The following is a 25,594-nucleotide window of genomic DNA, read 5'->3' as shown; positions in this document are numbered from 1 at the left end:
AACTTTGACCATCCTGGATGACAAATCTCTTATGTCATATATAATGGATATAACTTATATATCCATTGATGTGAGAGGTGGGCAATGGTAGCTAAGGCGAACACTATGCGGCTTAAAGAGCTTCCTTTTGATGTTCAGACCCTGAGTGGTGATGAGCTGCGCAGCTTGAATACACAGGCGGATTCCGAATATTTAGTCATCGAGCTGGGTAATACCAAAGGCCAGCGAGCAGGTTTTAATGAAACCATGAAAGTGGCGATGAGCGCTGCTGTGAATGCGGTTCTGGCCTCCATGCGCGAGCCGTTGGTAGTAGTGAAAAAAAATAAAACGCTGAGCATGCCAAAAGCCGTTAAGTCTGCCCATGAAGCAGAAGACAAATCGAATAAGCAGACTAGGGCAGAACGTAATGCTGTACGCCGTGAACAGCTTAATGCCCGAATACTGGCCGATGCAGTGTGGTTGACTGCGCGTGAATTGTCCGAGAAGGCGAGTTTCAAGAACACCAATCCTAGTGCTGGCCCAAACCGTTGGAAAGCGGCGGGCAGCATTTTTGCCTTACAGCTTAATGGGAAAGACCATTATCCGGAATATGCTTTGGATGAGGGAGCCCGTCCTATTCCGGTCGTTAAGCAGGTCATCTCTCTGTTCGGCGAAAGGAAAACTCCCTGGGGATTAGCTATCTGGTTTGGTTCCGAGAACAGTTGGTTAGGTGGCAAGAAGCCAAAAGATGTCTTGGCTACTATGCCGAAACAGGTTTTGCTGGCGGCACAGGCTGAAGTTGAAGGGGGAGCTCATGGCTGATTCGGATGACAAGGACGTTGTCAGAAAATTACCTGCGCCGAAAACCGACATCTTGGTGAATTTCACCGTCTGGCCCGCGGGCAAGCCCATCTATCGAATACATTCAGCTGAGTTTACTGCCGTGCAATTTAATCCTGGCAAAGGCAGTGCACGCTTTAGCCCTATGAGTAACGCTGTACCTACTCTCTATGGCGGTGTTAGTACAGGAGTTGCCGTGATGGAAACCATTTTTCATGACTTACCGCCTAATTCCGTCGGTGCTCCCTATGATTTGGGTAAGTTGGAAAAGCTGGTGTACTCCGTAGTAAGGACTGGCGAAGATTTGGCTCTGGTGGATCTCAATCCGAGAACGTTGCGGAAAATGGGGGTAACAAGAGCCGACCTTTTGGATTCAACTGCGGATCAGTATGTTTTTACTCAAGAATATTCGGTGGCTATACATCAGGCCCACCCTGGTGCGCATGGATTGCAATGGTCTTCAAAACAGCATGGTGATATTGCCTTAATGCTTTTTGGCGATCGAGTTAAGCTCGAACAATTTGATGTCGACACCGAATCTGCGCGTGTGCTGGAGTCAGCAGCGGTCATGGAGGTGATAGAAGAACAAGCCGATCAGCTTGGGGTGGTGCTTCTCGACTCCCTTGGTGATAAAACCGCCAAAGAGTGCTGAAGTCGGCCTGTAGAAACATTAATATCATCACTACCGCCAACAACCCTACAGGGATCGTAAAATTCGCATGTGTGAACAACCCAACCATGACTGGCTGAGCCTGCTGGATCTGCACGTCGATAGCGCCATGGCTAATCCGGATCAGATTTACTCTCTCTCGCCTGCAACCCTGGGTGGGCTGTGGGCCGATATTCTAGAAAACCAACGTGACCCCTCCTCAACGGTGAATAGCCTTGCCAACCTGCTTTTTAGAAAAGTCAGAGAGCAGCAACTGCAACCTGCTTTGGATAACGCCGCAGCGCTGCGGGTTTTGCCGTTGGCGCGAGATTGGCAGGAAATGGTCCAATACCTGGGTTGGTTGTCGCAGCCACCAGAGAGTGCATTGACAGACTTTATTAGCCAGCAGTTTGCCGATGAACAGCAATTTGCTCAGCAATTGGCGAAGGCTGGGCGCTACTGTTGTGCCGTAATGGCGCAGTTTAGCGGTGAGGCCGCGCATGAACGTTGGCAGCAAGCGGTTAGCGAGCAATTTAATGAGCAAAGCCTCATTTTGCTGGAAGCTGAGTTTATTCCCCGCCTATCCACCAACTCCCTCTTTACGTTATTTTTCTTTGGACAAGGTTACTTTAAAGCCGGGGAAGAAGATCCTGCTCGTCAGTTGAGTGAGGATCCTGCTTATTGCTCGTTTGCCTACCAAGCGCTACATCAGGCTATCGCCCACCTTGAAGCTATCCATAACCAACCGGCCACCTACCGCGCCGACGGGGCATTCTCGGTAGAAGAGGCACATGTCATTGCACGAGCAGCAAGGGTTGTGGCATGGCGTGATGAAAGTTGGTTTGGGGAGGCCTTCCCACGTTTGTTGGCGTTAGTCTGCTCCGCGCCTGGCGAAGCTAAAACGGTGCCCTCGCAGTCGCTGGCAATCGCATTGGGCCATGCGGTAGAAGGCATCCCCACGCCGGAGAGCGTGCTGGCACTACAGCATTGGGTAGAGAAGGTCCGCCACGCTGGCGTACAGAAAAAATTAAAGCGTAACCTCAAGCCGGCGCAATTGGCTTTGGCGATGCGGGGGGAATACGCTTTCAGACACCTTTCCGCCACTAAAAATAAAAAGCAGCGCGATACGTTGTTGAAAGTGCTGGAAAACGGCGTGTATTGCGATACGCACTATTCATGGCCTGCCTGGCTTGAAGCGGTAACGCAATTTGACTGGGTTGCTGATATCAGCCGTCAGCTTATCTGGCAGGTGGAGTCCGCGCCCGGTGTTTACCATTCAATAATGCCCACGGCAAACCAACAGTGGGTTGATTGTTGGGGGGAGCCTTGCACGGTGCCCGATCTGCAACGTATACGATTATGGCACCCGCTGCATGTTTCCCCTTCCGAGCATGATGCATGGCAAAGCTACCTGCTAAGGCAGGGTATTGATCAGCCGTTTAAGCAGGGTCTACGCGAGATCTATCATGCCTACGCGATGCAGGACTTCTCGGGCTATATGCTGGATCTGCAAACGCTGGTGGGGTTGGCTCGTGCCGAAGGGTGGAAAATTGATTATGACGCCTGCGAACGCTGGTTTGGCGACTATCTTTTCGTCTTAAACATGCATACGACGCTATTCCATGGCGTGCAGGGGCAAGGGGAAAGCGGTGAACTGGCTGTCTACCGTCTGAGCAATGGCCGCCGTGAGCGGATTTTTGATGAACATATTCCCGCTGTGGTGCTTTCGGAAGCGCTACGGGCGGTTGATTTGCTGGTCAGCATGTCGTCCCTTGCTCGGGGTGAAACCGGATTTGTCTCCATGAAGGAGGCTATCGATTATCGAAAAACCTGCGTGGAACAGCATTTTGCCGATGAGATTGCCCGCCAGCAGCTCATCCTTACCGGTCATTATGCTCAGGTTGGCGATAATCGGGTGCATTTAGCCACTGGCAGAGTGACATGCCTTGGCAAGCCAGTGGTTTTGCCTTGCCCTCTATTGGAGGAGGCATCTGGTGACCTTCTGTCGAAGGAGATAATTGCGTTGCTCGGTAGATTGTTATCGCGGTGAGTAGAGGCTGGGATCTCAACAATGCAAAGCGGCTAACACTCGGTTAGCCGCCTTGAGAACGCTCTCAAACCCGACAGCTTAAGATAAAACTGATTTTTTTCGATCAAATCGTGATATTTATCACAAAAAACAAGCCTGAAATCGCTCACTAAATGACCTTTATGTTGTGTTTATGTTGATTTTTTGTGTTATTTTCATCTGTAGCGATCAGAGTATTCTGGCTCATGAGTCAAGCAATGTGTGATGCCTCTCTTATATGGGATTATTCTTGATTGATCTTTTTACTTTCGGCCTATTCGTTCAGGGATATTACCGCTGAGCCAGTATGGTTTCTGAAAGTAATGTCTATTCTTATGTAATTGAAAGAGAATATTCTTAGATTACTGTAAGCGGGCTAATTAACGTTTTTTATTGATTAATATAACATTAATCTTATCTTATATTGTGATGGAAAATAACAATTTGATAGGTACTAGCGATTAATTGATGTATCGTTGATCGTTTTAACCGATTTTGAATAATGATATTTCGCCATTAATATCGTCTCACAAATTAGGAAATAACTTAGTTTGCAGAAATATCAGTTCGCTTCTCCAACGGCGTAATGGAGTTGGAAATCAATGGAAATGGAAGGGATCCTTATGCTGCAGATATTGGATTGTGGGTATGTGCCGCAGGGCCCAGCCCGTTCAAAAAAGCCTTTAACCTGGCCCGATACCAATAAGTATTTTCGCAAAGGTATCGTTGGCTACTGCAACTCAGTCAATACCCCTCCAGAACAGCTGAAGGTCGTGTTTGTTGACTTCCAATTATCTAACCTGTGCCTTTTTCTGGTGCAGGATTGGCTATTGTATTCCGCCCGTAATCGCGTTGTTTTGGTCACCGACGACCACCTATTGCCGTTGGCAAATTACTATAAGTGTATGTTCCATCAGGTTGATTCCGTGATCGACAGGGCGGGGGCGTCCAGTGACATTTTCGCTAAAATCGACCATGTTATTGCCGGGGAGACGGTATCTTCCCCATCGGAAATCAGACTCTCTTCGCGCGAGATAGGTTTATTACGCATGTTGATCCATGGTGTCACCGTGCGTGATTTGGCCAGCAGATTGCATCTTAGCCCTAAAACGGTTTACGCCCTGCGGCATAATATTTTGGGTAAGATGAGGCTGACCAAAATGAATGATATTTTCACTCAGGCTATTCACGGGGTCAGATAAGCTGTCACTTTTCTCATCTAGGTAAATTTAATATGCGATAAATTTTTATCGTAGGTATTAATTTGACTCATGCAAGAGGACTTATTCGAAAATATTTTGTTTTCGAATGCGCCCTTGTGTCGCATTTACTGTGCCACGCCAGTAAATAATGGCGGGAAATTAATTGATATAAATAAAGGAAGAAATTTTATGAAGAAGTTAGCTCTGGCTTTGATTGCAGCTTCAGCGATGGGAACAATTAATCTGGCTAATGCGGACACTCGTACTGCGAACGCGACAGCGTCTTGGGATGCAAAAGCCATCAAAGATACCAGCAGCATGCTGGTTGTTACGCCACTGAAATCACTGACCTTTAACTATGCAGAAGGTCTGGAGCGTTTCAACTCTCAAGACGGTGCGTTCGACATCACCATCGCTGGCCAGTCTGGCGCGAGTGACTTCAAACTGACCTCAAAAATCATCTCCAATACTCTGAGCCGCACCAGCGATGACTCAGCGCTGACCGTGGGCGTCAAGTGGAACGGCCAAGCACTGTCTGAAAGCACCGAGACGGTAATGGTCGACACTTCTGCGGGTATCAGTGCCGGTCTGGCTGCTCTGGCTGTGCCAAGCGCTTATGCGGGTTCTAACCGTTCCAGCACCCAGGGCGTGTTTGCCTTTGACATCGCCAAAGCGACCGTTGCTGGTGCGGATACGGCGCTTAAAGATCTGACCGATGGTTACTGGGATGGCAACGTGAACGTTGAGTTCACCGCTTCCTGGGACGGTACTTTCACCCCTGCCCCGTAAGTGATTTTGTTATCTTAACGTAGCCAGGATCGGGGTGACTCACCCCGATCCTTCTGGAACGCATGATGAACAGATGGTTTCCTACGCTGATGTGCTCAGCATTATTTTATTGTACTCACGCCAGTGCAATTAACGTTGGCGCGATTACATCAATCATTTCCCCAGGCCAGAGCGTGATCGCCAAGGAAGTGATCAATACTGTGGATGATGCCCGTCTGGTCAGCCTGAAGGTTGAGCGTATTTCCTCCCCGATGGAAGGAGGGAAAGTGATCCCAATGGAGAGCAGGCAGGAAATAATGGCCACGCCATCCAACCTGATCTTACCCGGCAAGGGCAAAGATGTTTTTCGTGTTTTCTATTCCGGGCCGAAGGATGAAAAAGAGCGTTATTACCGTTTAGTCTGGAATGATAACCCAGTCACCGAAGAGGGATTGTCAAAAACGCGCAAGACGGCCTCGGCAACCACTTCGGCAACCATTAGTACCATTCTGGTCGTCACGCCACGGCAGGACAAGTTTGATTATCAATATCGCAATGGCGTCGCCTATAACACCGGAAACAGCTCTTTCCGCGTGGTGGCATTTGGCCCCTGCAAGCAGCCACAGACCAGCGAAGAGAAAAATAAAGGGTGCCGTGAACGTTATTACGTCATGCCAGGGCTGGGCGTGCATTTGAAATTTGTTGATATCAATAATCCAAAACTCAGCGTTGGCATTTGGCACAACGAAGATTATATCAACGTGAAATAGCATCTTTATCCATTACCTACATCGTGCGTGTCTGCCACGTGTGGAATAGGGGTGTTGTTTGGGGAAGCAAATGGATAATAATTTCATCTTAGGGATAAGGGCCAAGGCCGTGGCGCTATGCATTGCTGCGGCGCTGGTGTCTATGCAGGCCAATGCAAGAAACTTACAGGATGTTCGTTTAGGAAATTATCTTATTCCGGGTGTTTTTGGCCAGGCGCTGACCGAAGGTATGACCATTCCTGTCCTGCTGCGTTATAAAGGTGGCGATCAACAAGAAAAACAAAAGGTGGCCGATGCGCTGGTGGTATTGGAACAAGGTCGCCTGATGATAAAAGACATTACGCTGGTAGAAGGCTCCGAAGGTGCCAAGCTGGCGGAGCCTACCCAGGCTTTAATCACCGGTCTGAAAGAGCGTTTTTTTGATCACAACACTTCCATTACTGTTTCGTCTGATGCCGTTCTTAATCTGAATATCCGTTCCTTTGTGCTGACGCTGGATGTGGGTGAAAAAAGCCTGGCGACCGCTATTATCCCGCGCATGAGCCTGCTGGGTAGCTCTTCAGTGCCGCATTTTAGCTCGGTGCTGAACTACGATCTGGGTGTCTATCGCTCACAGCTAAAAAATGGCGAGAACACCTCGAATAACTATTTGACCCTGGATAACACCTTCGGCTTCGCGGAGCATCACTTCAATGTGAACGGCTCGTTTTACGGTATCGGAGAGTCTCATCAGGATTCGCAGCTTTACCGTGCCATGTATGAAAGGGATATGAACGGGCATCGTCTGGCGTTTGGACTGGTCGATACCTGGAACCTGCAATCGTTGGGTAGCCTGTCGGCGCTTAACTCCAGCAAGGTATATGGCGTCACCTATGGCAATAAGTCGGCGACCAAAATCCAGAATAACCAGTATTCGTTGACGCCGATCACCGTGTTTTTACCTAGCGCGGGGGAAGTCCATATCTATCGTCAGGGGCGTCTGTTGAATATTCAAAACTTCCCGATGGGCAGCTTTGAAGTGGATACCAGCCGCCTGCCGTACGGGATTTACGACGTTGATGTCGATGTAGTGATAGACGGTAAAACTCAGTCGCGTATGCGCCAGACGATCAACAAAGCGTTTTCCGGCAATAATGGTATGGCGCAAGAATTGAACTGGCAGCTGTATGGCGGTTACGTTAATTACGACAACCGCAGTAGTCGCACCACCGGCAGCACCACCAACGAAACCTATCTGGCGGGCGCGTCGGCGGCGATGTCGATCCCGGAAATCCTCAAGATTGCTTCGGTCCCGGCGATATTTGGCCTGGCGCTACAAACGTCGACCTACACCTTCGACAAGAAGGTCGTGAATGAAACCTCGGTCAACCTCAATGTAAACCAGTTCGCCAATCTGGGTTGGCAGGGATTGCTGTCACAGGGGGGGCGCTACCGCAATATTTTAAGCGCCAGTTTTGCGCTACCGAAAGGCTTTGGCAGTGTATGGGCCAACCGTGAAAAGAGCCATATCGGTAAGGGGTTGCCGATCTATGAGTCGGACAGCTATTCCTATGGTGGCACCCTTAGTCTGAGCCGGTTTTTTGAACGTGGTGGTCAACTTACGCTGAGTCGCACGGTGGATAAGCGCGATCGCAGCACTTCTAACAATCTGGAATACTCCACGGCACTGTTCTCCGGACGCTATGGCACGGTAAACCTACGTGCCGGTATCCAGCGTTATCGCTATGATTATCAGTCCAATAGCACCAACCAACGCTACATCTCACTGGATTTCTCGTTGCCGCTGGCAGCCTGGTTAAGTACCGGGGTATCTTCAAGCAATGGCAACGTGCGGGCCAACCTGAGTGCCAACAAGAGCTTTGATGACTCGGCGTTCACATCCGCCGGTTTCAACCTGGCGAAACTCATCAAGGACAAACATAACGGCGAAAGTGACTATTCTGCCTCCGGTTATGCCGCGTTTGATACCAAATACAGTGCGGGCACGTTGTCACTCTCACGGCCAGATAACAACCGCCTGAATGGCAACCTGACTGCGCACGGAGCCGTTGCCTACAGCGATAAAAGCTTTGCCGCCAGCGGCATTCAGGAGAAATCTGGCGTGATAATCAAAACCGACATCATCGATGATGCCGTGTTATCCGCTCAGGTGAATGGGCGTAACTATCGTCTGACCGGTGCTGATAACTTTATCCCGCTGCCACCGTATGCGAACTACAAAGTTGAGCTGATGAACGACAAGAACTCGGTGGACAGTTTCGACATCGTGAAAGGGCGTACCAGCAACGTCACGCTGTACCCAGGCAATGTGGCCGTCTACCAACCGGAAGTGAAGCAATTAGTGACGGTGTTCGGCCGTATGACTAGCGGGAATGGTCAGGCAATTGCCAATGCGGCTGTGCGTAACCACATCGGTAAAACGACCACGGATGGGGCTGGAGCCTTCTCAATGGATGTGGATAAGCGTTTCCCAAGCGTATCGCTGACCACAGAGGATCACGGCATTTGTGAAGTGGACCTGGATCTGAGCCAGGCGAGGGGCGTGAAATGGGTCGGCGATGTGGTTTGTACGCCACAGACCATTCTGGCACAACGATGAGGACAGGGTTTGACATGAAACTGCGTAATTTTTGCCGGCTGCTTGGGGCGCTGATGCTAACTTCCTTCGCCGGTCAGGCGGCCAACGTGAGCAACAGTTATTTCTTTATCGAAAATCAGGTGGATGGTGAGTACTTCATCACGCCACAGAGTACCGATCCCCGTTTCAGCGGTGCCAACATGTTTACCAAATATGCGTCAGGCGATCAACGCAGCTTGGGCTATATGGGCTATACCGGGCTGATCCAGACCAATTCGTTCGCCGATATCTGGCTGGAGGATTCTCCCATCAATCAGCCATTTATCGGTAACCGTTGTATGAATAATGGTAGCGCTTGCCCTTCGAACGGTTATCTGCCGGGCTATATTGGCGATAATGGTGTTTATCACGTGGAGGTGAACACCAGCAACGGCGAAGCTCGTTACGGGCGCGGTATTTTCTCTGATTCGGCTTATGAGTATTTTAAAAATGTGTCGGTAGGCCTGACTGAGACTTATAAATACCGTTTTTGCTCTACCCGCACGGACTACAACCCTGCTGCCGGGCAAAGCTGCGTCTCCGTAGGCGGCTCGCAGACCAGCCATGAGTTTACCATCACCAAGGCGGGCAATATGCGGTTGGAATCGACCAACGCGCTGCAGGAAATTTTTATCGACAGCAATGGCAATCCGGTGATGGGAATGGGATCTCAGTTCTGCTCGGTGGGCTACATTGGTTCGCTGAGTGGCGCGATCTGTAAGCTGGTGTCTTATCAGATGCAGGGGAACACCCTTTCGCCGATGCGCATGAACATGAAGCTCAATACTGCTGCGCTAGGGTTTACGCCAGCGGCAAATACCATTCGCCTGAGTGCCGATGGTGCCAGTGGTTGGGTGAACTACAGCGCCACGACCAACGCGGCGAATTTGATCAAAGCAGGGAACGGCGGTATTTATGTCTTTTTCTCGCAGACCTTCCTGAAGAACCTGATCGATCGGGGCGTGGATCTGACCAACAGCCAGGATTTCTTCACTTTCCTGTTCACCAGTACGGTGGCGCCGCAGTCCGGCTACTATGAGTTCTCTCCTTCCAACACTATCCTGCTGCGCCCGCGCGATTACGGGATCAGTATCATTTCCAAAGACTTGGTACTCCATCCGAAGCGTGAGGGTAAGGTTGGCAGTAAAGAGCCACCGCTGGTTTTCGATTATATCGTGACCACCTCGGGTCCAAGGCAGGCTAATGAGATTTTCGCGCAGGTCTATGGGCCGCAGGGGACAGTCAACGGCCTGCCGTACTGTGTATTTTCCTCCAGCGATGCCAAGTTACGAGTACCGTTCTCGGCTTATCTGGCTTATACCGACGATTCAGGACAGGTTGTGCGTACACGTGCCAGCTGTGATAACCAGGCGGTGAGCCTGAACTCGGCCCGCTGGCAAGAAACTGCCTGGCCGACACCTGCGCAAAATGACGGCAGTTTTTATCGCACCGATCTCTCACTTTCATTCCCGATGAATGAGGGCAACTCGATGTGGACCCTGGACGGGCGAGATTGGATGGGGGTGGTCAGTGCCACCGGTGAGGTCAGGGTTACGGCGATCTGGTCGGGCCCGGATATCCAGTAAGGCGAAGGGTGATGTTAAGAATAGGACTGTGGTTAGCGATACTGATGCTGGCATCTCCAGCGCGGGCGATTTATCTCTCTTCTGGCGTTTTTACTCTGGAGAGCGATCGCACCTTTTTATCGCGCCAGTTTGTTAACAACACTAAAGATACCAATCTGTATGTGATCACTGCCTACCGGATCAACAAGCCGGGTGCTGATGAGCAACCTCAACCATTGGAGCAGGGAGAAATCCTCTATACGCCATTGCGTAAAATCCTGGAGCCGGACGCTTGGGAGTATTTTAAGATCTTTTATCGTGGCCCGCAGGACGATCGCGAACGCTACTACCGCATAGCGATCCAGGAGATCCCGGCCAACGCCATGCAGATGCAGGGGGAGGGTAAGACACCACTGGTTTCTCCGACCGTGGCGCTCGATACCATTATGGTCGTTCGTCCGCGCAAGCTGCGTTTCACGTATCACTATGATCCGCAGGCTGGGGTGTTGAAAAACACCGGCAATACCTATTTCCGCGTGATGATCCATCAGGGCTGTGGCGGGCAGGATGACGCCGCCAAGGTGTTCAATCTGCTGCCAGGGGAAAGCTATAGCGGAGCCGATCTGCGTGGACAGAATCGCAAGTTTATTATCGGTTTCAGCAAGTATCAGCGGCTTGGGGAGCAGTGTTTTGACCAGAGCTTGGCGTCGGGTTAGCCCCTCACTCTAACCCTCTCCCCCAGGAGAGGGAGCTAGTGCAGAGCCGTCGTCAGGCTCAGGAGCTGATTTGTGGCACGTTCGGTCCCCTCTCCCTTTGGGAGAGGGCTAGGGTGAGGGGGCATCGACGGAGCCAGAACTAGATTTCCTTGCGCCCCAAATAGCGCTCTTTCATCAAAGAAACCCCAATCGCAATATCCAGCACCGGAGAAGGTGGCAGGTAATTGGCCTTGCCCAGTACCTGCATCGCGCCAATCAGCGGATGCTCGATCCCCTGCGCATAGTCCGCCAATAACGTCCCGGCAATGGTTTGCTTGGAGACGCCCGCGCCGTTACAGCCCCCGGCGGTATAAATGCCTTTCTTCAACTCCCCCCAAACCGGTGCGCCATTGCGGGTGACGCTGATGGTGCCAGACCAGGTGCTGGTGAGCGGAACATCCCGCAGTTGCGGATAAATCTTGTTGAAGATCTGCTGGTGCAACAGGGTGGCCTGATAGGTCTGCGCTGCGGTGATCCGACCATTCAAGGCTGGCGTGACATGCTGGCGGATCAGGAAACGGTGGTCCTGGGTATAGCGCACCGTCGCCCCGGCGATGGCGTTGACCGGTGTTAATCCCCAACTGCTCATGGCCGGCAGCTTCTGGCGCTGCTCTGCGGTTAATGGCGCGCTGATGCTGGCGAAGGTGGCCATCGCGGCCTGCTGGCTGGTAACCGGAGCCAGTTCTCTGGAGAGAGCATTGGTGGCTAACATCACGTTGGCCGTTCTAATCGTGCCGAAGGGGGTGACCACCTGCGTCACGCTACCGTGGTGGATCGCCATCACCGGGGTATGGTTATACATCGTCACGTTGTCCGGCAGATTATTTGCCAGGTCAACGATCAGGCTGGCAGGATTAACCAGGATCGAGCTGGGAGTATAGATACCCTTATTATAAAAACGTGTGCCCAATTTCCGGTACAGCGCTTCCTTATCCATTATTTGGTAAGGCTCGTTCATGGTATCGAGATTATCGGTATATTCTTTAAGCACTCGCTGATTGGTGGCGTCAACCTGGCAGTGATATTTGCCGGCATTTTCCCATTCGCATTCGATCCCTTGTCGTTCAATCTGCTGGGTTAATTGATTGATCCCTTCTTGTAATAAAGAACGATACGATTGCGCTTTTTTCAGTTCCGCCGTTGAACTGCCGATATTATGGGGTAATCCGATAATAAATCCTGAATTTCGGGCTGAGGAACTCTCTGCCGCACAGGCTGAATCAACGATGATGATCTTTAGTTTGGGATCGTTGCTGGCCAGTCTTCTGGCGAAGGAGATACCGGCAAACCCGCAGCCCACAACGACCCAGTCGGCCTCGGTATCGCCGATTAGCGTTGGGTAAACGGTGGGGTGTAAGTCTGGTTTCAGCCAGCCATTTTGGTTTTGATTTAACGGCACCGATGCATATTTCAAACTAAAGATCCTTTTTAAACTGTGGGTCACCAAGGTCACTAAATAGGGTTATAAAACATTTAGCCAGGCTGAACCAGTAGATTTATCGGCCCGTCATTCCCTCCCATTTATTGACGGTAAGTGACTTATAAGTAAACGTTAAGCTTTGCGGTTACCCTGTTTTTCCAATGGGCAGGAAAAGGCGGTTTAAATCCTTCTCTACGGCAGTCATCGAGCTTACTCAGCAGATTTATTTCTGATTTTTTCCTTTATTCCCCAACGATAGCTGTTTAGTATCGGAATTGGTGAGAACAGCCCGTTTTCTGCGTTTTTCTTCTGGAAATCGGACATCTCCACCCGAAATAGTAGAGTGATTAACTGCATTGTAATTGTAACTTAGTGGATTTAACTATCCGAAACGGATTTCTAAAAAATATAAGAACGGAAATATTCTATGTCACAGATGTTAGCGCTTTTGATTGTAATGGTGATTTTATACCTGGGAGATGTGGTATCCGTGCGTACCAAAGCCTGGATCCCTTCTGTATTTGTCTGTGCGGTGTTATTCCTATTCGGTTACTGGACGTTTTTCCCGCACGATATCGTCAGCCTGGCCGGTATCACACCGGCGGTCGCGGTGATGCTGATGTATCTGTTGATCACCAACATGGGGACCCTGCTTTCCGTACCTGAACTGATACGGCAATGGAAAACCATTGTGATCTCACTGGCGGGGATCGCCGGCATTATCGCCGCCGTGTTTGCGACCTGTATGCTGATGTTTGATATGAATACGGCCATCGTGACTATTCCACCATTGGTTGGTGGCATCGTATCGGCGTTGATCATGTCGAAAGGGGCGGCCAGTGCGGGCTTGGTCGATCTCTCCGTTTTCGCCATTCTGATCTACGTGATGCAAGGGTTTGCCGGTTATCCATTAACCGCCATCATGTTGCAGCGCGAAGGTAAACGGGTGCTGAAGAAGTATCGCAATGGCGAATGGCATGAGTCTGCCGCGCTGCTGCCTGCCGATAAAATGCCGACCACGGTCAGCGCGGAAGAGAAAATGCCGCGCCTGTTTGGCCTGATCCCGGCCCATTACAACACCAGCTACTTCAAGTTCCTACGCCTGGCGCTGGTAGGCTATCTGGCGTATCTGGTTTCAGACCTGCTGGTTCCGGTGGTCACCATCAGCCCGTTCGTGCTGTGTTTGCTGTTTGGCGTCGTTGCCGCCACCATCGGCTTCCTGGAAAAACAACCGCTGCAGAAAGCCAACGGCTTCGGTTTTGCGGTGATGGGGCTGATGCTGTTCATCTTTGATACGCTCAATAGAGCCACCCCGGAAATGCTGCTGCGGCTGGTATTCCCGATGGTCGTGCTGATCGTCGTCGCGGTGGTGGGCATGTTCATCGTCTCGTGGATCGTGGGTAAATGCCTTGGCGTCAGCATGGAAATGGCCTTTGCCATCTCCCTGACGGCGATGTATGGCTTCCCGGCGGATTACATCATCACCAATGAAGCGATAACCGCGCTGACCAAAGACGAAAAAGAGCGTGAGATCCTGACGCACCATATGCTGGCACCGATGCTGGTTGGCGGATTTATCTCCGTGACCATGGTATCTGTCGTGCTGGCAGGTGTTATGGTCGGTTACATCACCCCATTTGCAGGATAAGTCATGAGCTATGCAAACTCGCTGCGTATTCAGCAGCAACTTGAACAATTGGCCGAGTTCACGGCCACCCCGGGCGAAGGCACGACGCGTATGAGTTATAGCCCGCAAGGCCAACAGGCGCGGGCTTATATCAAGGCACAGATGCAGGCGGCGGGCCTCAGCGTGAGTGAGGACGCCATCGGCAATATCTTCGGTAAAAGCCAGGCGCAGGATCCGGCGCTCCCCAGCGTCATGATTGGCTCCCATTTCGACTCCGTGCCCAACGGCGGTGCTTTCGATGGCCCAGCCGGTGTGGTGATGGGGTTGGAAGTGGCGAAACTGTTCCAGGAACATCGGTTGTTACCTCGCTACCCGCTGGAAGTGGTGGCGCTGGTGGAAGAGGAAGGGGCCAGCTTTGGCCGTGGTCTGCTGGCTTCGTGTGCGATTGCCGGCAAGGTCGATAGTGAAGAACTGCACCGCCTGCGGGATAGCCAGGGGCAATCGGCGGCACAGTGCATGGCACAGGTCGGTTTTGATGCCGATCGGGTGGCCAGCGTCGTGCGCGAGCCGCAAACCCTCAAGGCGTTTATTGAGCTGCATATTGAGCAAGGCCCGGTGCTGGAACAGCAAGGGCTGGATGTTGGCCTGGTGGATGTGATAGTCGGTATTACCCAGCTTGTGGTGACCATCACCGGTAAAGCCGGGCATGCGGGTACTACGCCGATGGATCGCCGTCACGATGCGTTGGTGGCAGCCAGCCAGGTGATCGCCCGCGTTGGCGATTTTGCTCGCGAGGCTGGTGAGGAAACGGTCGCCACCACCGGGAAAATTCAGGTGTTCCCTAATGGAGCGAATGTGATCCCGAGCAAGGTGATCTTCACTGTCGATATCCGTTCCAAGCGCCTGGATAAGCTGCAACAGGTGGTTGAGCAAACCAAAGCCTGTATCCAGCAGCAGGCCGGGACGGGGATCGTCTGCCAGATTGAACAACCCCTGCTGGTAGAACCCACTCGTCTGCACGGCGGTATCCACAGCCTGCTACAAAAACACAGTGAAGCGTTGGGCTTGAGCCATCGGACCATGGTTAGTGGAGCCGGGCATGATGCGATGATTTTTGCCGGGATCACCGATGTGGGGCTGGTATTTGTTCCCAGCAAAGATGGCCTGAGCCATCACCCCGACGAGTGGACCGACTATGAGCAAATTCAGAAAGGCATCGACGTCATTTTTCACACGGTAAAAGAGATTACAGAGGCAACTAGTTATGACCAATAAAGCCATCGCACAATCCATTAAAGCCCACGTGGAGGCGATGATTGCGTTCCGCCGCGATCTGCACGCTCACCCAGAGTTGCCTTGGGAAGAAGTGCGTACCACACAAAAGGTGGCGCAAGCGCTGGAGGCGATCGGCATTCCTTATCGTCTGACGACGCCAACGGGCGTGATTGCCGAAATTACTGGCGGGCAGCCCGGTAAAACCGTGGCTTTACGCGCCGATATGGATGCGTTGCCGGTGCAGGAACTGAACGATTCCTTAAGTTATAAATCACAGACCGACGGCAAAATGCACGCCTGTGGGCACGATGCTCACACCGCGATGCTGCTGACGGCGGCGAAAGCGTTATATGAAAACCGCGAGAGCCTGCGTGGCAACGTACGGCTGATTTTCCAACCAGCGGAAGAGATTGCCCAGGGCGCGCGTGAGATGGTGAAGCAGGGGGCGATCGAGGGCGTGGATAACGCGTTTGGCATGCACATTTGGACCACCAGCCCATCGGGCAAGGTGTCCTGCAACGTCGGCTCTACCTTTGCCTCTGCCGATTTACTGAAGGTGAAGTTCAAAGGGCGCGGCGGCCACGGCTCGATGCCAGAGGCTTGTGTGGATGCTGCGGTTGTTGCCTCGGCCTTCGTGATGAACGTGCAGGCGATCGTTTCCCGTGAAACCTCCCCGCTGGAATCGGCGGTAGTGACCATTGGCAAAATGGAAGTCGGTACCCGGTTTAACGTGATTGCCGAAAATGCGGTGCTGGATGGCACGGTGCGCTGCTTTAACGTTGAGGCACGTGAGCGTATCAAGGCAGCGATTGAGCGCTACGCAGAGCATACGGCGGCCATTTACGGCGCAACGGCGCAGGTGGAATACACTTACGGCACCTTGCCGGTGATCAACGAGGAGCGCAGCGCATTGCTGGCACAATCGGTGGTGCGTTCGGCCTTTGGTGAGGAAGTGTTGTTTGCCGAAAAGCCGACGACCGGCGGTGAGGACTTCAGCTTCTTTATCGAAAATATCCCAGGCTGCTTTGCCCTGCTAGGCTGCGGCAACCCGGAGAAGGGCACTGACTGGGCACATCACCACGGCTGCTTCAATATTGATGAGGACGTGATGGCGACAGGTGCGGAACTGTATGCGCAGTATGCCTGGAGCTATTTGCAGCAGGATGCGTTCTAATTCTTCCCCTCACCCCAACCCTCTCCCACAGGGAGAGGGAGCCGATTTGGCGTAGTAATCAGGTGCTGTGATCGATCTTCGATCTGTAGATCTTTTCAGCGTGTTAGCCAGGTAGGTTTCTGTACCTGATAGCTCGCTCGATCAGTCCCCTCTCCCTGTGGGAGAGGGCTAGGGTGAGGGGACATTAGAGTGCTTATTAATCTTCCGGTCCGCTCATTTCGCCGATAAAATCCATTCTGTCACCGAGCCAGGTCTTCACTAGCGCATCGGAGATTTTGGCCGCATCGCTGGCTGAGAAATGCTTCTCGGTTTGCAACCAGCCCATGGTCGCCAGACGCGCAGGTTCGATGGCCGCAAGCAGTTCGTCGCGCTGTGCTTTTGGCCAAACATTTTCATCAGACCAATTGCGGATCAGCTGTTCGGGATCGTCGGTGGCTGGTGTGTTTTGGCTTGGCTTGAGGAAATCCTCGGGCGACACGGTGGCGCGTAGCCGGAACATGGCCCAGTCGGCATAGCTGGCAAAACGAATGGTGCCGGCGTTTTCACTGGCCTTGCCAACCATCGGTTCGATCAACTTGTTCAGCTGTTTCCAGGCTGGCTGTTCAAACAGATTGCCCTGCGGTGGGCAAATCGGCGCTTGCGAATCACGCGACGATCCATACAGCGCCCCAAAGGCATCATAAGCTGCAGCACCCTGTTGTTTGAAGATGAAGCAATGCACGTAAGGGCGGCCATCCGCATCTTCGTATCCTGCTCGTTCGATGGTCATACGTAATAACGTCAAAACCGCGACATCATGGCTGGTCTTGGGATCGTTTTCGATATCTCGCAATAATGATTGCGGGAACTTATCGTCATTCATCGCTGTGACCACGGTTTGATGTCTGGTTGTCACTTCGGCATCCGTGACCTTGCTGGCTGGCGCAAACTGGTGCAGGTAAATCAGCCAGGCGGAAGCCAACGGGCCGCTATATTGCCTTAGCTGTTGTCCCGCAGTGGCCGGGTTTGCCGGAATGCTGGCGATGATGTTGTCTAGTGCGGTGGCCGCCTGTTTGGCGGTATCCTGAAGCTCGGCAGCGCGCTGGCTAAATAAATCACTCAGACAGGTTTCCTGGCCATTGCAGGCATCTCGCTGTTTCAACCAGCTACGTTGCTCGGTGCGTAACGCATCGGCCTGATCCCCAGGCAGGTTGGCCATCGCCAACTGATAGCTTTCGCTCAGTCTGTCGTCAAGGCTGCTCAGATCTGGGTTATTGCAGATGGCATGTTCGATATCGCTGGTGACTTTTGCACAGTCAAAAGAGGCCGCTTGCACCGCCGTGTTGGCTCCAGATGCCAGGCACAGGCAGAGCAACAGACGTGATAAGGGATGTCTGGTCAATGTTGAATAACGAGGTGCTTTAGCGTGTTGAAGCCTGGCGATCATGCTGAATTCCTTTTTGGTTGGGTCTTTATCTTTCCTCCATATTAGTTTATTGCATCTATACAATAGATTGGTGATGTTTTTATTTTATCTATGCAATAGCTTCATCGTCAGAAAGACCGCGTTGGCAGCTTGAGCAGCCAACACCGTCCCAACTCATTAACCCAGTGCAGCAAATCCCGCACGGATCTCGTCTTCCGGCAAGTCGATGCCGATAAATACCAGCGTGCTCTTACACTCTTCTTCCGGCAGCCATTCACGGTCCCAGTCAGCGTTGTACAGCCGTTGCACGCCTTGGAACAACAGGCGGCGCGGTTCGTCTTTGATCGACAGAATTCCTTTGTAGCGCAGCAGGTTATCGGCGAACTTCAGCAATAAACCTTCCATCACCTCAGAAATCTGCATCAGCTCCAGCGGTTGGTCGTGATACACCACGATCGACTGGATATTGTTCTGCGCCTGCGGAATGCGGCGGAACAGCGGGGTGGGTGCCGCTACGTTGAGCTGGTCGTTAAGCACAAAGCCTTCGATATCAAACAGCACGCCGAGATCGATATCGCCGTGCGTGACTTTATACACCGGTGCGCGGGCGTTCATCAGCTGCAAACGCTGGATCAGCGCTTCGTTATCCGTTGCCACATCGGTTTTGGTCAGCAGGATGCGATCGGCATAGCCCACCTGGGCCTGCGAGATAGTGAACTGGTTTAGCTGTTGATCGGCATGCACCGCATCTACCAGCGTGATAATGCCGTCCAGCAGGAAGCGTTGGCCGATAACTTCGTGCGAGAAGAAGGTCTGGGTGATTGGGCCGGGGTCGGCCATGCCGGTACATTCAATGATCAGCCGGTCAAATTCCAGTTGCCCCTGATCGACACCGTCTAACAGGTCTAGCAGTGCGTCGGCCAATTCGTTGGATTTGCTGCAACAGATACAGCCGTTGCTAAGGGTGGTGATACGGCTGGCACGGTCGCCGATTAACGCGTTATCAATAGGCACTTCACCGAATTCGTTTTCGATGACGGCAATTTTATAACCGTGGTCTTCATTCAGGATATGGCGCAACAGGGTGGTTTTACCTGCGCCCAAAAAGCCCGTCAGAATGGTCACTGCGATGGGTTTCATACTGGGTCCTTTGCTAGCAACAGCGCATACCGCCTTTGCCATCGCCACCGTAGCGGGCATCCTGGCGTTCGCGGAAAAACTCTTTATAGGTCATCACCGGCTTGTCCGGGTGGTTGTCTTTCATATGCTGGACGTAGGTATCGTAGTCAGGCACGCCCACTAACATGCGTGCTGCCTGCCCGAGATATTTACCCGCCTGGCCGAGGTTACCGAACATGAGCCTTCTCCAAAGAAAAATACCCTACATAATTTAATCATTATGCAGGGTATCGACTAAATCACCATCAGTGGTGCGACGAAACTTTGACGCCACCCTCAGGAACCGGCACGTATGGCGTCTCCTGATCGGTACGTTTCGGGTTTTTGTACGCCGCCATGGCGGTTTTAACACCGAAGAAGATGATGCTATACACCACCAGCAGGAACAGGATGCTCAAACCGGCGTTGGTGTAGTTGTTCACCACGATATGGTTCATGTTGGCAACCTGCTGCACTGTCAGTTCTGCACCGCCCTCGGCGATTTTGTTTCTGTACAGGCTGGCCTGATAGAAGAAGCCTTCCAACTGCGGATTATCGCTGAACAGCTTGAGACAAATCGCGTAGGTGGTACAGATCAGCAGCCAAACGGCTGGGATCACGGTCACCCAGATGTACTTGGTGCGCTTCATCTTAATCAATACCACGGTGCTCAGAACCAGCGCTACCGCAGCCAACATCTGGTTGGAGATACCGAACAGCGGCCACAGGCTCTTGACGCCGCCCAACGGATCGACCACGCCTTGATACAGCAGGTAACCCCAAAGGCCAACACAGCCCGCAGTACCTGCCATACCGGCTACCAGCGAGTCGGTTTTCTTCAGGAACGGCACGAAGTTACCCAGCAGATCTTGCAGCATGAAGCGGCCGGAGCGGGTACCTGCATCCAGAGCGGTCAGGATGAACAGCGCTTCGAACAGAATACCGAAGTGATACCAGAAGCCCATGTTGGCGCCAGGGATGACCTGGTGGAACACGTGAGCGATACCGACTGCCAGAGTTGGCGCGCCACCTGCACGGTTCAGTATCGAAGGTTCGCCGATATCTTTGGCGGTTTGCAGGATCTGCTCAGGGGTAATTACAAAACCCCAGGAACTGACGGTTGCGGCAGCATGTGCGCTGACATCACGCAGAGAAGCCATGATCATCGGTGCATCTTCGGTGCCCAGACGGTGCAGGTCTGGCATGGTAATGCCCAGTGCTGCCGGTGGGGTGTTCATGGCGAAGTACAGGCCCGGTTCGATGATCGAAGCCGCGACCAGCGCCATAATGGCCACGAAGGATTCCATCAGCATGGCACCGTAACCGATGTAGCGGGAGTCCATTTCGTTGGCCAGCAGTTTCGGTGTGGTACCAGAAGCGATCAGGGCGTGGAAGCCGGAAACGGCACCACAGGCAATGGTAATAAACAGGAACGGGAACAGGGTGCCTTTCCAGACCGGGCCAGTGCCGTCAACGAACTGGGTAACCGCAGGCATTTTCAGCTCTGGGTTGAGGATCACGATACCGATCGCCAGTCCGACGATCACGCCGATTTTCAGGAAGGTGGCCAGATAGTCACGCGGAGCCAGGATCAGCCATACCGGCAGCAGGGCAGAAACGAAGGCATAACCAATCAGCGTATAGGTGATGGTGGTGTCTTTAAAGGTCAGCGCCGGGCCCCAGTATGGGTCGTGGGCAATCACGCCGCCGAACCAGATGGAAGCCACCAACAGCACAATACCGATGATCGACACTTCACCCACCTTGCCAGGACGCAGGAAGCGCATGTACACGCCCATAAACAGCGCAATTGGCACGGTGGAACAGACGGTGAATACGCCCCATGGGCTTTCGGCCAGGGCTTTCACCACGATCAGCGCCAGCACCGCGAGGATGATGATCATGATCAGGAAGCAGCCAAACAGCGCGATGGTGCCAGGGATTGGGCCCATTTCCTTTTTGATGATCTCGCCCAGCGAGGCTCCGTTACGGCGTGAGGAGATAAACAGCACCATAAAGTCCTGCACCGCCCCTGCCAATACCACGCCGCCTAACAGCCACAGCGTGCCGGGCAGATAGCCGACCTGTGCCGCCAGCACTGGGCCAACCAACGGACCCGCACCGGCGATGGCCGCAAAGTGGTGGCCGAACAGCACGTTTTTATTGGTCGGGACGTAGTTCAGGCCATCATTGTTCACCACCGCCGGGGTGGCGCGGGTGGCGTCCAACTGCATCACCTTGGTGGCGATGTAGAGGCTGTAGTAACGATAAGCCACCAGGTAAACCGCTACCGAAGCAACGATGATCCACAGTGCACTAATGCTTTCGCCACGACGCAATGCGATGACACCCAGGCAGGAAGCCCCGAGTATCCCCAGTAGCATCCATGGGAGATGTTTTAAAATTCCCTCGCGTTTCATGAGGTATCCTTTTCCTATCTGCAAAAATTGAGTGATAAATCCGATTCTTAGATGCCGGACATTTAGCTGTAGCGTCTTCCCCTGGTTAGGGTCAGGTTTAGGAACAGCTCATCATTGCCAGCCTGGATAGGGAATAACATCTGAATTTCAGCCAGCGGCTTTATACGCTGGCGAGCGGTTGGAATGGCGGGGTGAGTGGTTTAGGCGAACGTACGGGCGGCGAAGGCGATCAGGTTTTCTTTGGTTGTGGTACTCGCTAGCTGTTGCACCATCCACGGGCTGAATGCCCAGGGGGTAGCCGCTACCCCTGCGATCAACGCGGGTAATGCCACCCAGTGGAAATCCATCACTTCGTCTGCTCTGGCTGCGACATCACCCGTAGCTAATGCCGCATACACCGGACAGATTTCATTTTCCATAATGCCGGAGGCGTCCGTCTCGCAGTAGCGGAAATCGGCAGCGACGGAGGTGATCTGTTCCACGTTCAGGCCTACCTCATACAGACAGCGTTGTTCAATGGCGTGTTCGACGCTCTCCTGCCACTGCGGATGGCCACACACCGAGTTGGTCCAGACGCCGGGCCAGGCTTTTTTGTTCAATGCGCGGCGGGTGATCAGAAACTGGCCTTGCGGATTGAAAATCCAGGAGGAGAACGCCAGATGCAGGGGCGTCTGCCGCTGATGGGCCGCATATTTTTCCATCACGCCGGTAGGTTGACCTTGTTCATCAAGTAAAACGACGTGCTGCTGGGTCATGAGAAATCCAATGTAAGCGAGAGGGAAAGCGGTGTAGTCAGTGGCGGGCGCAGCTCATCAAACCGCGCCTTAGTTAGATGTTAGCCCATCAGTGTCGCCCATAGGTAAGAAAAAGGCATCACCAGCACCAAACCTGGCAGCATATTGGCCACCGGGAACAGCTTGATGTTACAGATCCGCAGACCGGTGGCGATCATGAGCAGTCCGCCAGCGCAGGAGAAGTCTGCCATCATCGCCGGTGTAGTCATGGGTAAAATAAATACCGCCAACAGAGCCAGACCGACCTGAATTATCACCAGCGGCAGGGCGATGGCCATGACCGCATAGCCCAGCATGGTAGCGAAAATGGCAGCGGTGAAGAAATCCAATACGGTTTTGATGTACAAAATGGACGGATCGCCTGTCATCCCTTCATGCATGGCCCCGAAGATCCCGGTGCCGCTGGCGCAAAACAGCACCAGGATGGCGACAAACATCTCCGTAAATTCGTCATGAGGTAAACCTGGAGCGGCAGGCAGGAACCGATCGACCAGACCGCGTGTGGAGCCAGCGGCTTTGCCGATCCCTTTTTCGAGATACAACAGTTCGCCGATCACGGCACCCAATATTACCGCCAGCACCACGGCAGGCATAAATTGGACCTTGATAACCAGGTTAATGCCCAGCCCGATAGAGCAGAGCCCTAAGGTCAGCGGCAAGGTCAATTTGACGCGTTCCGGGATTTTTCTACCGGCCAATGCCCCCAACAAACCACCGATGACAACGGCAGCACCGTTGACATAAGGACCGATTAACATCTTATTTTCCTTGTTGTTTTTTGACCCGTATTGTCATCATCATGTTTGATTTTCGGGTATTTCCTCGCCGCAGCAAACCTCAAAAGATCGAGCGTCCAGGGGATGCCGTGGGTGATTATAATATCCAATGACGGCGATCGACTATTACGATAATCTCGCCGTTGGCGTCTAGGCAGTTAAATCATTTAAGGAGTGAGTGTGAGAAAACGGAATTTCGGCATCCTGTTGGGCCTGATGCTGGCAGTGGGCAACGTGACAGCATTCGCGGTCCCTGTTTCGCTTTATAGCCCCTATGATCCAACGCTCAACAAGGATGCGTTTGAAATGCAGCAAACGGAGCTGGTACTGATCCAACCCGAGCTGAAAACATTTGCCGATGAAAACTCGGAAGCCGCGATGGATTACTCGACCGTCATGGATGACTGGTCTTACTATGCCAGCGAAACGACCCAACGTTTTGAAGCGCTGCATGTGAAAGTGGTGAACACCGACAAGCGTTATCTGATCTTCACGCAGGGTAAAGGCCAGAGGATGATTTTTGATAGCCAAAAACCTTTGTCAGATGAGGACGATGCGGGCGGTTGGGGAGCTTACCTCTATCGCCAGGGGCAGCCGCCAGTTGCCGTTGATATTACTGACAGCGATATGGCGGAGGCCAAGGCGTATCTGGGGATAAAATAGGATCTCCTTACTGTAGGGGCGCCGCATGCAGCGCCCGCTTAGTTGCATGCTGCGCCCATTCATCCTCTATTTGGACACCTCATCCCAGCTTAGTCCAAAGCGCGCCAGGTACTTACGTAATCGGTCGGCATCGTTGGGTTGCTTTTTCTGCTGGCGCGAGACGGCAAACAGCTGCCGTCCCGCCTCGGAAAGTGAGGAACAAGATCGGCATACCTGAAGCACCGTCTCCAGTTGGCTTTGCTCAAACAGATCGATATCGGCCAGTTCGGCAGGCAATTGCGCAGTGGTATTCCCTTGCCAATGGGATTTCAGCCGGGTGATTTCCTCATCGACCAGCGGCTGGTTGATACGTCCCTGTTCCGCCAGCGTAGCCATGCGGGCGATGGAAGAACCCAGTTCGCGGAAGTTGCCGCGCCAGACCGCCTGTGGGGAGCGGGCAAAAGCCAGATAATGCTGTCTGGCATCCTTGTCGAAACGAACCTGTGTCTGGTTGCTGCGGGCAAAGCGTTGTAATTCGTAATCGATATTAGGCTCGATATCTTCACGGCGCTGCGCCAGGCCGGGCAGCGGGAAGGTCCACATATTGATACGGGCGTATAAATCTTCACGGAAACGCCCTTGGGCGATCCAGTCGCGCATATCGCGATGGGTACCGGCAATCAGCTGGAAGTCGCTGCTGGCCTCTTTATCTGCCCCAAAGGGGAAGAAGGTTTTCTCCTCAATGGCTTTTAACAGCATCGCCTGCTCGTCTAACCCCAACTCTGCAATCTCATCAAGGAATAACACGCCGCCATCGGCTTCCCGCAGTAGGCCAGCTCGTGCCTGTAGCGCACCGGTGAATGCCCCTTTCACATGGCCGAACAGCGTCGACATGGCGTTATCGCCGCGCAGCGTGGCACAGTTCACTGCCACAAAGCGGCCTTTTACCAGGTGGCGCGAATGCCGTAGTTGGTAGATACGCTCTGCCAAAAAGGATTTGCCAGCGCCAGTGGGGCCAGTGAGTAACATGGGGGCATTGGAGCGTAGGGCCACGCGTTCGATCTGGTCAATCAGGGTGTTGAAGGTGGTGTTACGCGTCTCTATTCCGGCTTTGAGGAATGACACTGACCGCTGTTGCTCATGCAGAAAACGGCTGGTGAGGGCGGTATAGCGGCTGAGATCCAGATCGATCACCGAATAGATCCCTTGGGGGAATGGGCGATCGGCTTTCTCACCAGGGGCGGTTTGTAGTAGTTGGGCGGGCAGGTAGCGCGCTTCCGTCAGTAGGAACCAGCAGATCTGGACCACGTGGGTGCCGGTGGTAATATGGACCAGATAGTCTTCGTTTTCGGTATCAAACGGATAGCGGCTGGCGAAATCCAGAAAGGCGCTGTACACCTCTTCCAGACCCCACGGATCTTTGAGTGCCACTTCCTGCAAAACCACCTGAGTCGTGGGCGAAACCGCCTCAATATCTTCTGCTACCTGCTGCGCCATGCCTTTATCGCGTGGCTGATGCAGGAGCTCCAGGCGGTCGATCGGCAGATCGGGTTGCTGGCATAGCCCTACCGTTGGCCGCCATTTGCTCCAACGGTTTTCCCGTTTGCCGCGTTTATCCAGCGTGGTGCCCAGCACGCCAATCACTACTCTGCGCTTCATATTATCCCTTTATACCCGTGATCATTGAAGA

Annotated in this window: 21 protein-coding genes; 13 read left to right on the top strand and 8 right to left on the bottom strand. The window is 52.8% G+C overall.

Features of this window, described 5'->3' with window-relative positions; translation table 11 throughout:
* Positions 1 to 105 precede the first annotated feature (105 nt).
* The 9 genes from U869_RS0114830 (at position 106) to U869_RS0114790 (ending at position 11,174) form a co-directional block, all read left to right on the top strand.
* The gene (locus U869_RS0114830) at positions 106 to 801 is read left to right on the top strand and encodes an integrase (RefSeq protein WP_232785365.1); all 696 of its coding nucleotides are present in this window, start codon (positions 106 to 108) and stop codon (positions 799 to 801) included.
* Positions 794 to 1,471 carry an RES family NAD+ phosphorylase gene (locus U869_RS0114825; protein WP_025121859.1) on the top strand — a complete coding sequence of 226 codons (678 nt, stop codon included), beginning with the start codon at positions 794 to 796 and terminating at the stop codon, positions 1,469 to 1,471. The genes U869_RS0114830 and U869_RS0114825 overlap by 8 nt, the downstream gene beginning before the upstream one ends.
* A gap of 67 nt (positions 1,472 to 1,538) precedes the next feature.
* Positions 1,539 to 3,518: a DUF4132 domain-containing protein gene (locus tag U869_RS0114820; RefSeq protein WP_025121860.1), complete on the top strand. Its 1,980-nt coding sequence runs from the start codon at positions 1,539 to 1,541 to the stop codon at positions 3,516 to 3,518.
* A gap of 620 nt (positions 3,519 to 4,138) precedes the next feature.
* Positions 4,139 to 4,738 (top strand): helix-turn-helix transcriptional regulator, encoded by a 600-nt coding sequence (locus U869_RS0114815; RefSeq protein ID WP_025121861.1) that lies wholly within the window; start codon positions 4,139 to 4,141, stop codon positions 4,736 to 4,738.
* 189 nt (positions 4,739 to 4,927) lie between these two features.
* Positions 4,928 to 5,527, top strand: a complete 600-nt coding sequence (locus tag U869_RS0114810) for a common pilus major fimbrillin subunit EcpA (protein WP_025121862.1) — start codon at positions 4,928 to 4,930, stop codon at positions 5,525 to 5,527.
* 65 nt (positions 5,528 to 5,592) lie between these two features.
* Positions 5,593 to 6,276: a hypothetical protein gene (locus U869_RS0114805; protein WP_025121863.1), complete on the top strand. Its 684-nt coding sequence runs from the start codon at positions 5,593 to 5,595 to the stop codon at positions 6,274 to 6,276.
* A 70-nt stretch (positions 6,277 to 6,346) separates the two neighbouring features.
* Positions 6,347 to 8,875, top strand: a complete 2,529-nt coding sequence (locus U869_RS0114800; protein WP_029987826.1) for a CS1-pili formation C-terminal domain-containing protein — start codon at positions 6,347 to 6,349, stop codon at positions 8,873 to 8,875.
* Positions 8,876 to 8,889: 14 nt separating this feature from the next.
* A complete protein-coding gene (locus tag U869_RS0114795; protein WP_025121865.1) occupies positions 8,890 to 10,479 on the top strand; it encodes a hypothetical protein in 1,590 nt (529 codons plus the stop codon).
* 11 nt (positions 10,480 to 10,490) lie between these two features.
* Positions 10,491 to 11,174: a fimbria/pilus periplasmic chaperone gene (locus tag U869_RS0114790; RefSeq protein ID WP_029987828.1), complete on the top strand. Its 684-nt coding sequence runs from the start codon at positions 10,491 to 10,493 to the stop codon at positions 11,172 to 11,174.
* A 139-nt stretch (positions 11,175 to 11,313) separates the two neighbouring features.
* Here the strand turns inward: U869_RS0114790 and U869_RS0114785 are convergent, their stop codons facing one another.
* Positions 11,314 to 12,627, bottom strand: a complete 1,314-nt coding sequence (locus U869_RS0114785; protein ID WP_025121867.1) for an FAD-binding oxidoreductase — start codon at positions 12,625 to 12,627, stop codon at positions 11,314 to 11,316.
* Between the two features lie 433 nt (positions 12,628 to 13,060).
* Here U869_RS0114785 and U869_RS0114780 point away from each other — a divergent pair, with 433 nt between their 5' ends.
* The 3 genes from U869_RS0114780 to U869_RS0114770 are packed head-to-tail and all read left to right on the top strand — an operon-like array spanning position 13,061 to position 16,709.
* Positions 13,061 to 14,281 carry a hypothetical protein gene (locus tag U869_RS0114780; protein ID WP_025121868.1) on the top strand — a complete coding sequence of 407 codons (1,221 nt, stop codon included), beginning with the start codon at positions 13,061 to 13,063 and terminating at the stop codon, positions 14,279 to 14,281.
* Positions 14,282 to 14,284: 3 nt separating this feature from the next.
* Positions 14,285 to 15,535, top strand: a complete 1,251-nt coding sequence (locus U869_RS0114775; protein WP_025121869.1) for a Zn-dependent hydrolase — start codon at positions 14,285 to 14,287, stop codon at positions 15,533 to 15,535.
* Positions 15,525 to 16,709, top strand: a complete 1,185-nt coding sequence (locus U869_RS0114770; protein ID WP_025121870.1) for a M20 family metallopeptidase — start codon at positions 15,525 to 15,527, stop codon at positions 16,707 to 16,709. Before U869_RS0114775 ends, U869_RS0114770 begins: the two co-directional genes overlap by 11 nt.
* A gap of 196 nt (positions 16,710 to 16,905) precedes the next feature.
* On the opposite strand, the gene U869_RS0114765 is transcribed toward U869_RS0114770, so the two are convergent.
* The 6 genes from U869_RS0114765 to U869_RS0114740 all read right to left on the bottom strand — a co-directional run bounded on the left by U869_RS0114765 (position 16,906) and on the right by U869_RS0114740 (position 23,244).
* Positions 16,906 to 18,135 (bottom strand): lysozyme inhibitor LprI family protein, encoded by a 1,230-nt coding sequence (locus tag U869_RS0114765; protein WP_025121871.1) that lies wholly within the window; start codon positions 18,133 to 18,135, stop codon positions 16,906 to 16,908.
* 156 nt (positions 18,136 to 18,291) lie between these two features.
* Entirely contained in the window at positions 18,292 to 19,254 is a 963-nt protein-coding gene (yjiA, locus tag U869_RS0114760; RefSeq protein ID WP_025121872.1) for a GTPase, read from the bottom strand.
* Positions 19,255 to 19,267: 13 nt separating this feature from the next.
* Positions 19,268 to 19,471 carry a YbdD/YjiX family protein gene (locus U869_RS0114755; RefSeq protein ID WP_021179159.1) on the bottom strand — a complete coding sequence of 68 codons (204 nt, stop codon included), beginning with the start codon at positions 19,469 to 19,471 and terminating at the stop codon, positions 19,268 to 19,270.
* Between the two features lie 67 nt (positions 19,472 to 19,538).
* Positions 19,539 to 21,692, bottom strand: coding sequence for a carbon starvation CstA family protein (locus tag U869_RS0114750; protein ID WP_025121873.1), 2,154 nt, complete (start codon positions 21,690 to 21,692; stop codon positions 19,539 to 19,541).
* 200 nt (positions 21,693 to 21,892) lie between these two features.
* Complete coding sequence (gene idi, locus U869_RS0114745; protein WP_025121874.1) at positions 21,893 to 22,447, bottom strand: isopentenyl-diphosphate Delta-isomerase; 555 nt, start codon at positions 22,445 to 22,447, stop codon at positions 21,893 to 21,895.
* A gap of 80 nt (positions 22,448 to 22,527) precedes the next feature.
* Positions 22,528 to 23,244, bottom strand: coding sequence for a DUF554 domain-containing protein (locus U869_RS0114740; protein WP_025121875.1), 717 nt, complete (start codon positions 23,242 to 23,244; stop codon positions 22,528 to 22,530).
* 198 nt (positions 23,245 to 23,442) lie between these two features.
* On the opposite strand from U869_RS0114740, the gene U869_RS0114735 reads away from it, so the two are divergent.
* Positions 23,443 to 23,925: a hypothetical protein gene (locus tag U869_RS0114735; protein WP_025121876.1), complete on the top strand. Its 483-nt coding sequence runs from the start codon at positions 23,443 to 23,445 to the stop codon at positions 23,923 to 23,925.
* A 66-nt stretch (positions 23,926 to 23,991) separates the two neighbouring features.
* On the opposite strand, the gene rtcR is transcribed toward U869_RS0114735, so the two are convergent.
* Complete coding sequence (gene rtcR / locus U869_RS0114730; RefSeq protein WP_025121877.1) at positions 23,992 to 25,563, bottom strand: RNA repair transcriptional activator RtcR; 1,572 nt, start codon at positions 25,561 to 25,563, stop codon at positions 23,992 to 23,994.
* Between the last annotated feature and the right edge of the window lie 31 nt (positions 25,564 to 25,594).

The organism is Serratia sp. H1w (genome assembly GCF_000633355.1).
GTDB lineage: Bacteria > Pseudomonadota > Gammaproteobacteria > Enterobacterales > Enterobacteriaceae > Chania.
The sequence above is the reverse complement of the archived record's forward strand: the minus strand, read 5'-3'. Positions and strand labels throughout refer to the sequence as shown.

What these genes read in the sequence shown, in the direction of transcription:
- U869_RS0114830 (WP_232785365.1), top strand. Translation starts at nt 106, where the DNA reads ATGCGGCTTAAAGAGCTTCCTTTTGATGTTCAGACCCTGAGTGGTGAT.
- U869_RS0114825 (WP_025121859.1), top strand. Translation starts at nt 794, where the DNA reads ATGGCTGATTCGGATGACAAGGACGTTGTCAGAAAATTACCTGCGCCG.
- U869_RS0114820 (WP_025121860.1), top strand. Translation starts at nt 1,539, where the DNA reads ATGTGTGAACAACCCAACCATGACTGGCTGAGCCTGCTGGATCTGCAC.
- U869_RS0114815 (WP_025121861.1), top strand. Translation starts at nt 4,139, where the DNA reads ATGGAAATGGAAGGGATCCTTATGCTGCAGATATTGGATTGTGGGTAT.
- U869_RS0114810 (WP_025121862.1), top strand. Translation starts at nt 4,928, where the DNA reads ATGAAGAAGTTAGCTCTGGCTTTGATTGCAGCTTCAGCGATGGGAACA.
- U869_RS0114805 (WP_025121863.1), top strand. Translation starts at nt 5,593, where the DNA reads ATGAACAGATGGTTTCCTACGCTGATGTGCTCAGCATTATTTTATTGT.
- U869_RS0114800 (WP_029987826.1), top strand. Translation starts at nt 6,347, where the DNA reads ATGGATAATAATTTCATCTTAGGGATAAGGGCCAAGGCCGTGGCGCTA.
- U869_RS0114795 (WP_025121865.1), top strand. Translation starts at nt 8,890, where the DNA reads ATGAAACTGCGTAATTTTTGCCGGCTGCTTGGGGCGCTGATGCTAACT.
- U869_RS0114790 (WP_029987828.1), top strand. Translation starts at nt 10,491, where the DNA reads ATGTTAAGAATAGGACTGTGGTTAGCGATACTGATGCTGGCATCTCCA.
- U869_RS0114780 (WP_025121868.1), top strand. Translation starts at nt 13,061, where the DNA reads ATGTCACAGATGTTAGCGCTTTTGATTGTAATGGTGATTTTATACCTG.
- U869_RS0114775 (WP_025121869.1), top strand. Translation starts at nt 14,285, where the DNA reads ATGAGCTATGCAAACTCGCTGCGTATTCAGCAGCAACTTGAACAATTG.
- U869_RS0114770 (WP_025121870.1), top strand. Translation starts at nt 15,525, where the DNA reads ATGACCAATAAAGCCATCGCACAATCCATTAAAGCCCACGTGGAGGCG.
- U869_RS0114765 (WP_025121871.1), bottom strand. Translation starts at nt 18,135, where the DNA reads ATGATCGCCAGGCTTCAACACGCTAAAGCACCTCGTTATTCAACATTG.
- yjiA (WP_025121872.1), bottom strand. Translation starts at nt 19,254, where the DNA reads ATGAAACCCATCGCAGTGACCATTCTGACGGGCTTTTTGGGCGCAGGT.
- U869_RS0114755 (WP_021179159.1), bottom strand. Translation starts at nt 19,471, where the DNA reads ATGTTCGGTAACCTCGGCCAGGCGGGTAAATATCTCGGGCAGGCAGCA.
- U869_RS0114750 (WP_025121873.1), bottom strand. Translation starts at nt 21,692, where the DNA reads ATGAAACGCGAGGGAATTTTAAAACATCTCCCATGGATGCTACTGGGG.
- idi (WP_025121874.1), bottom strand. Translation starts at nt 22,447, where the DNA reads ATGACCCAGCAGCACGTCGTTTTACTTGATGAACAAGGTCAACCTACC.
- U869_RS0114740 (WP_025121875.1), bottom strand. Translation starts at nt 23,244, where the DNA reads ATGTTAATCGGTCCTTATGTCAACGGTGCTGCCGTTGTCATCGGTGGT.
- rtcR (WP_025121877.1), bottom strand. Translation starts at nt 25,563, where the DNA reads ATGAAGCGCAGAGTAGTGATTGGCGTGCTGGGCACCACGCTGGATAAA.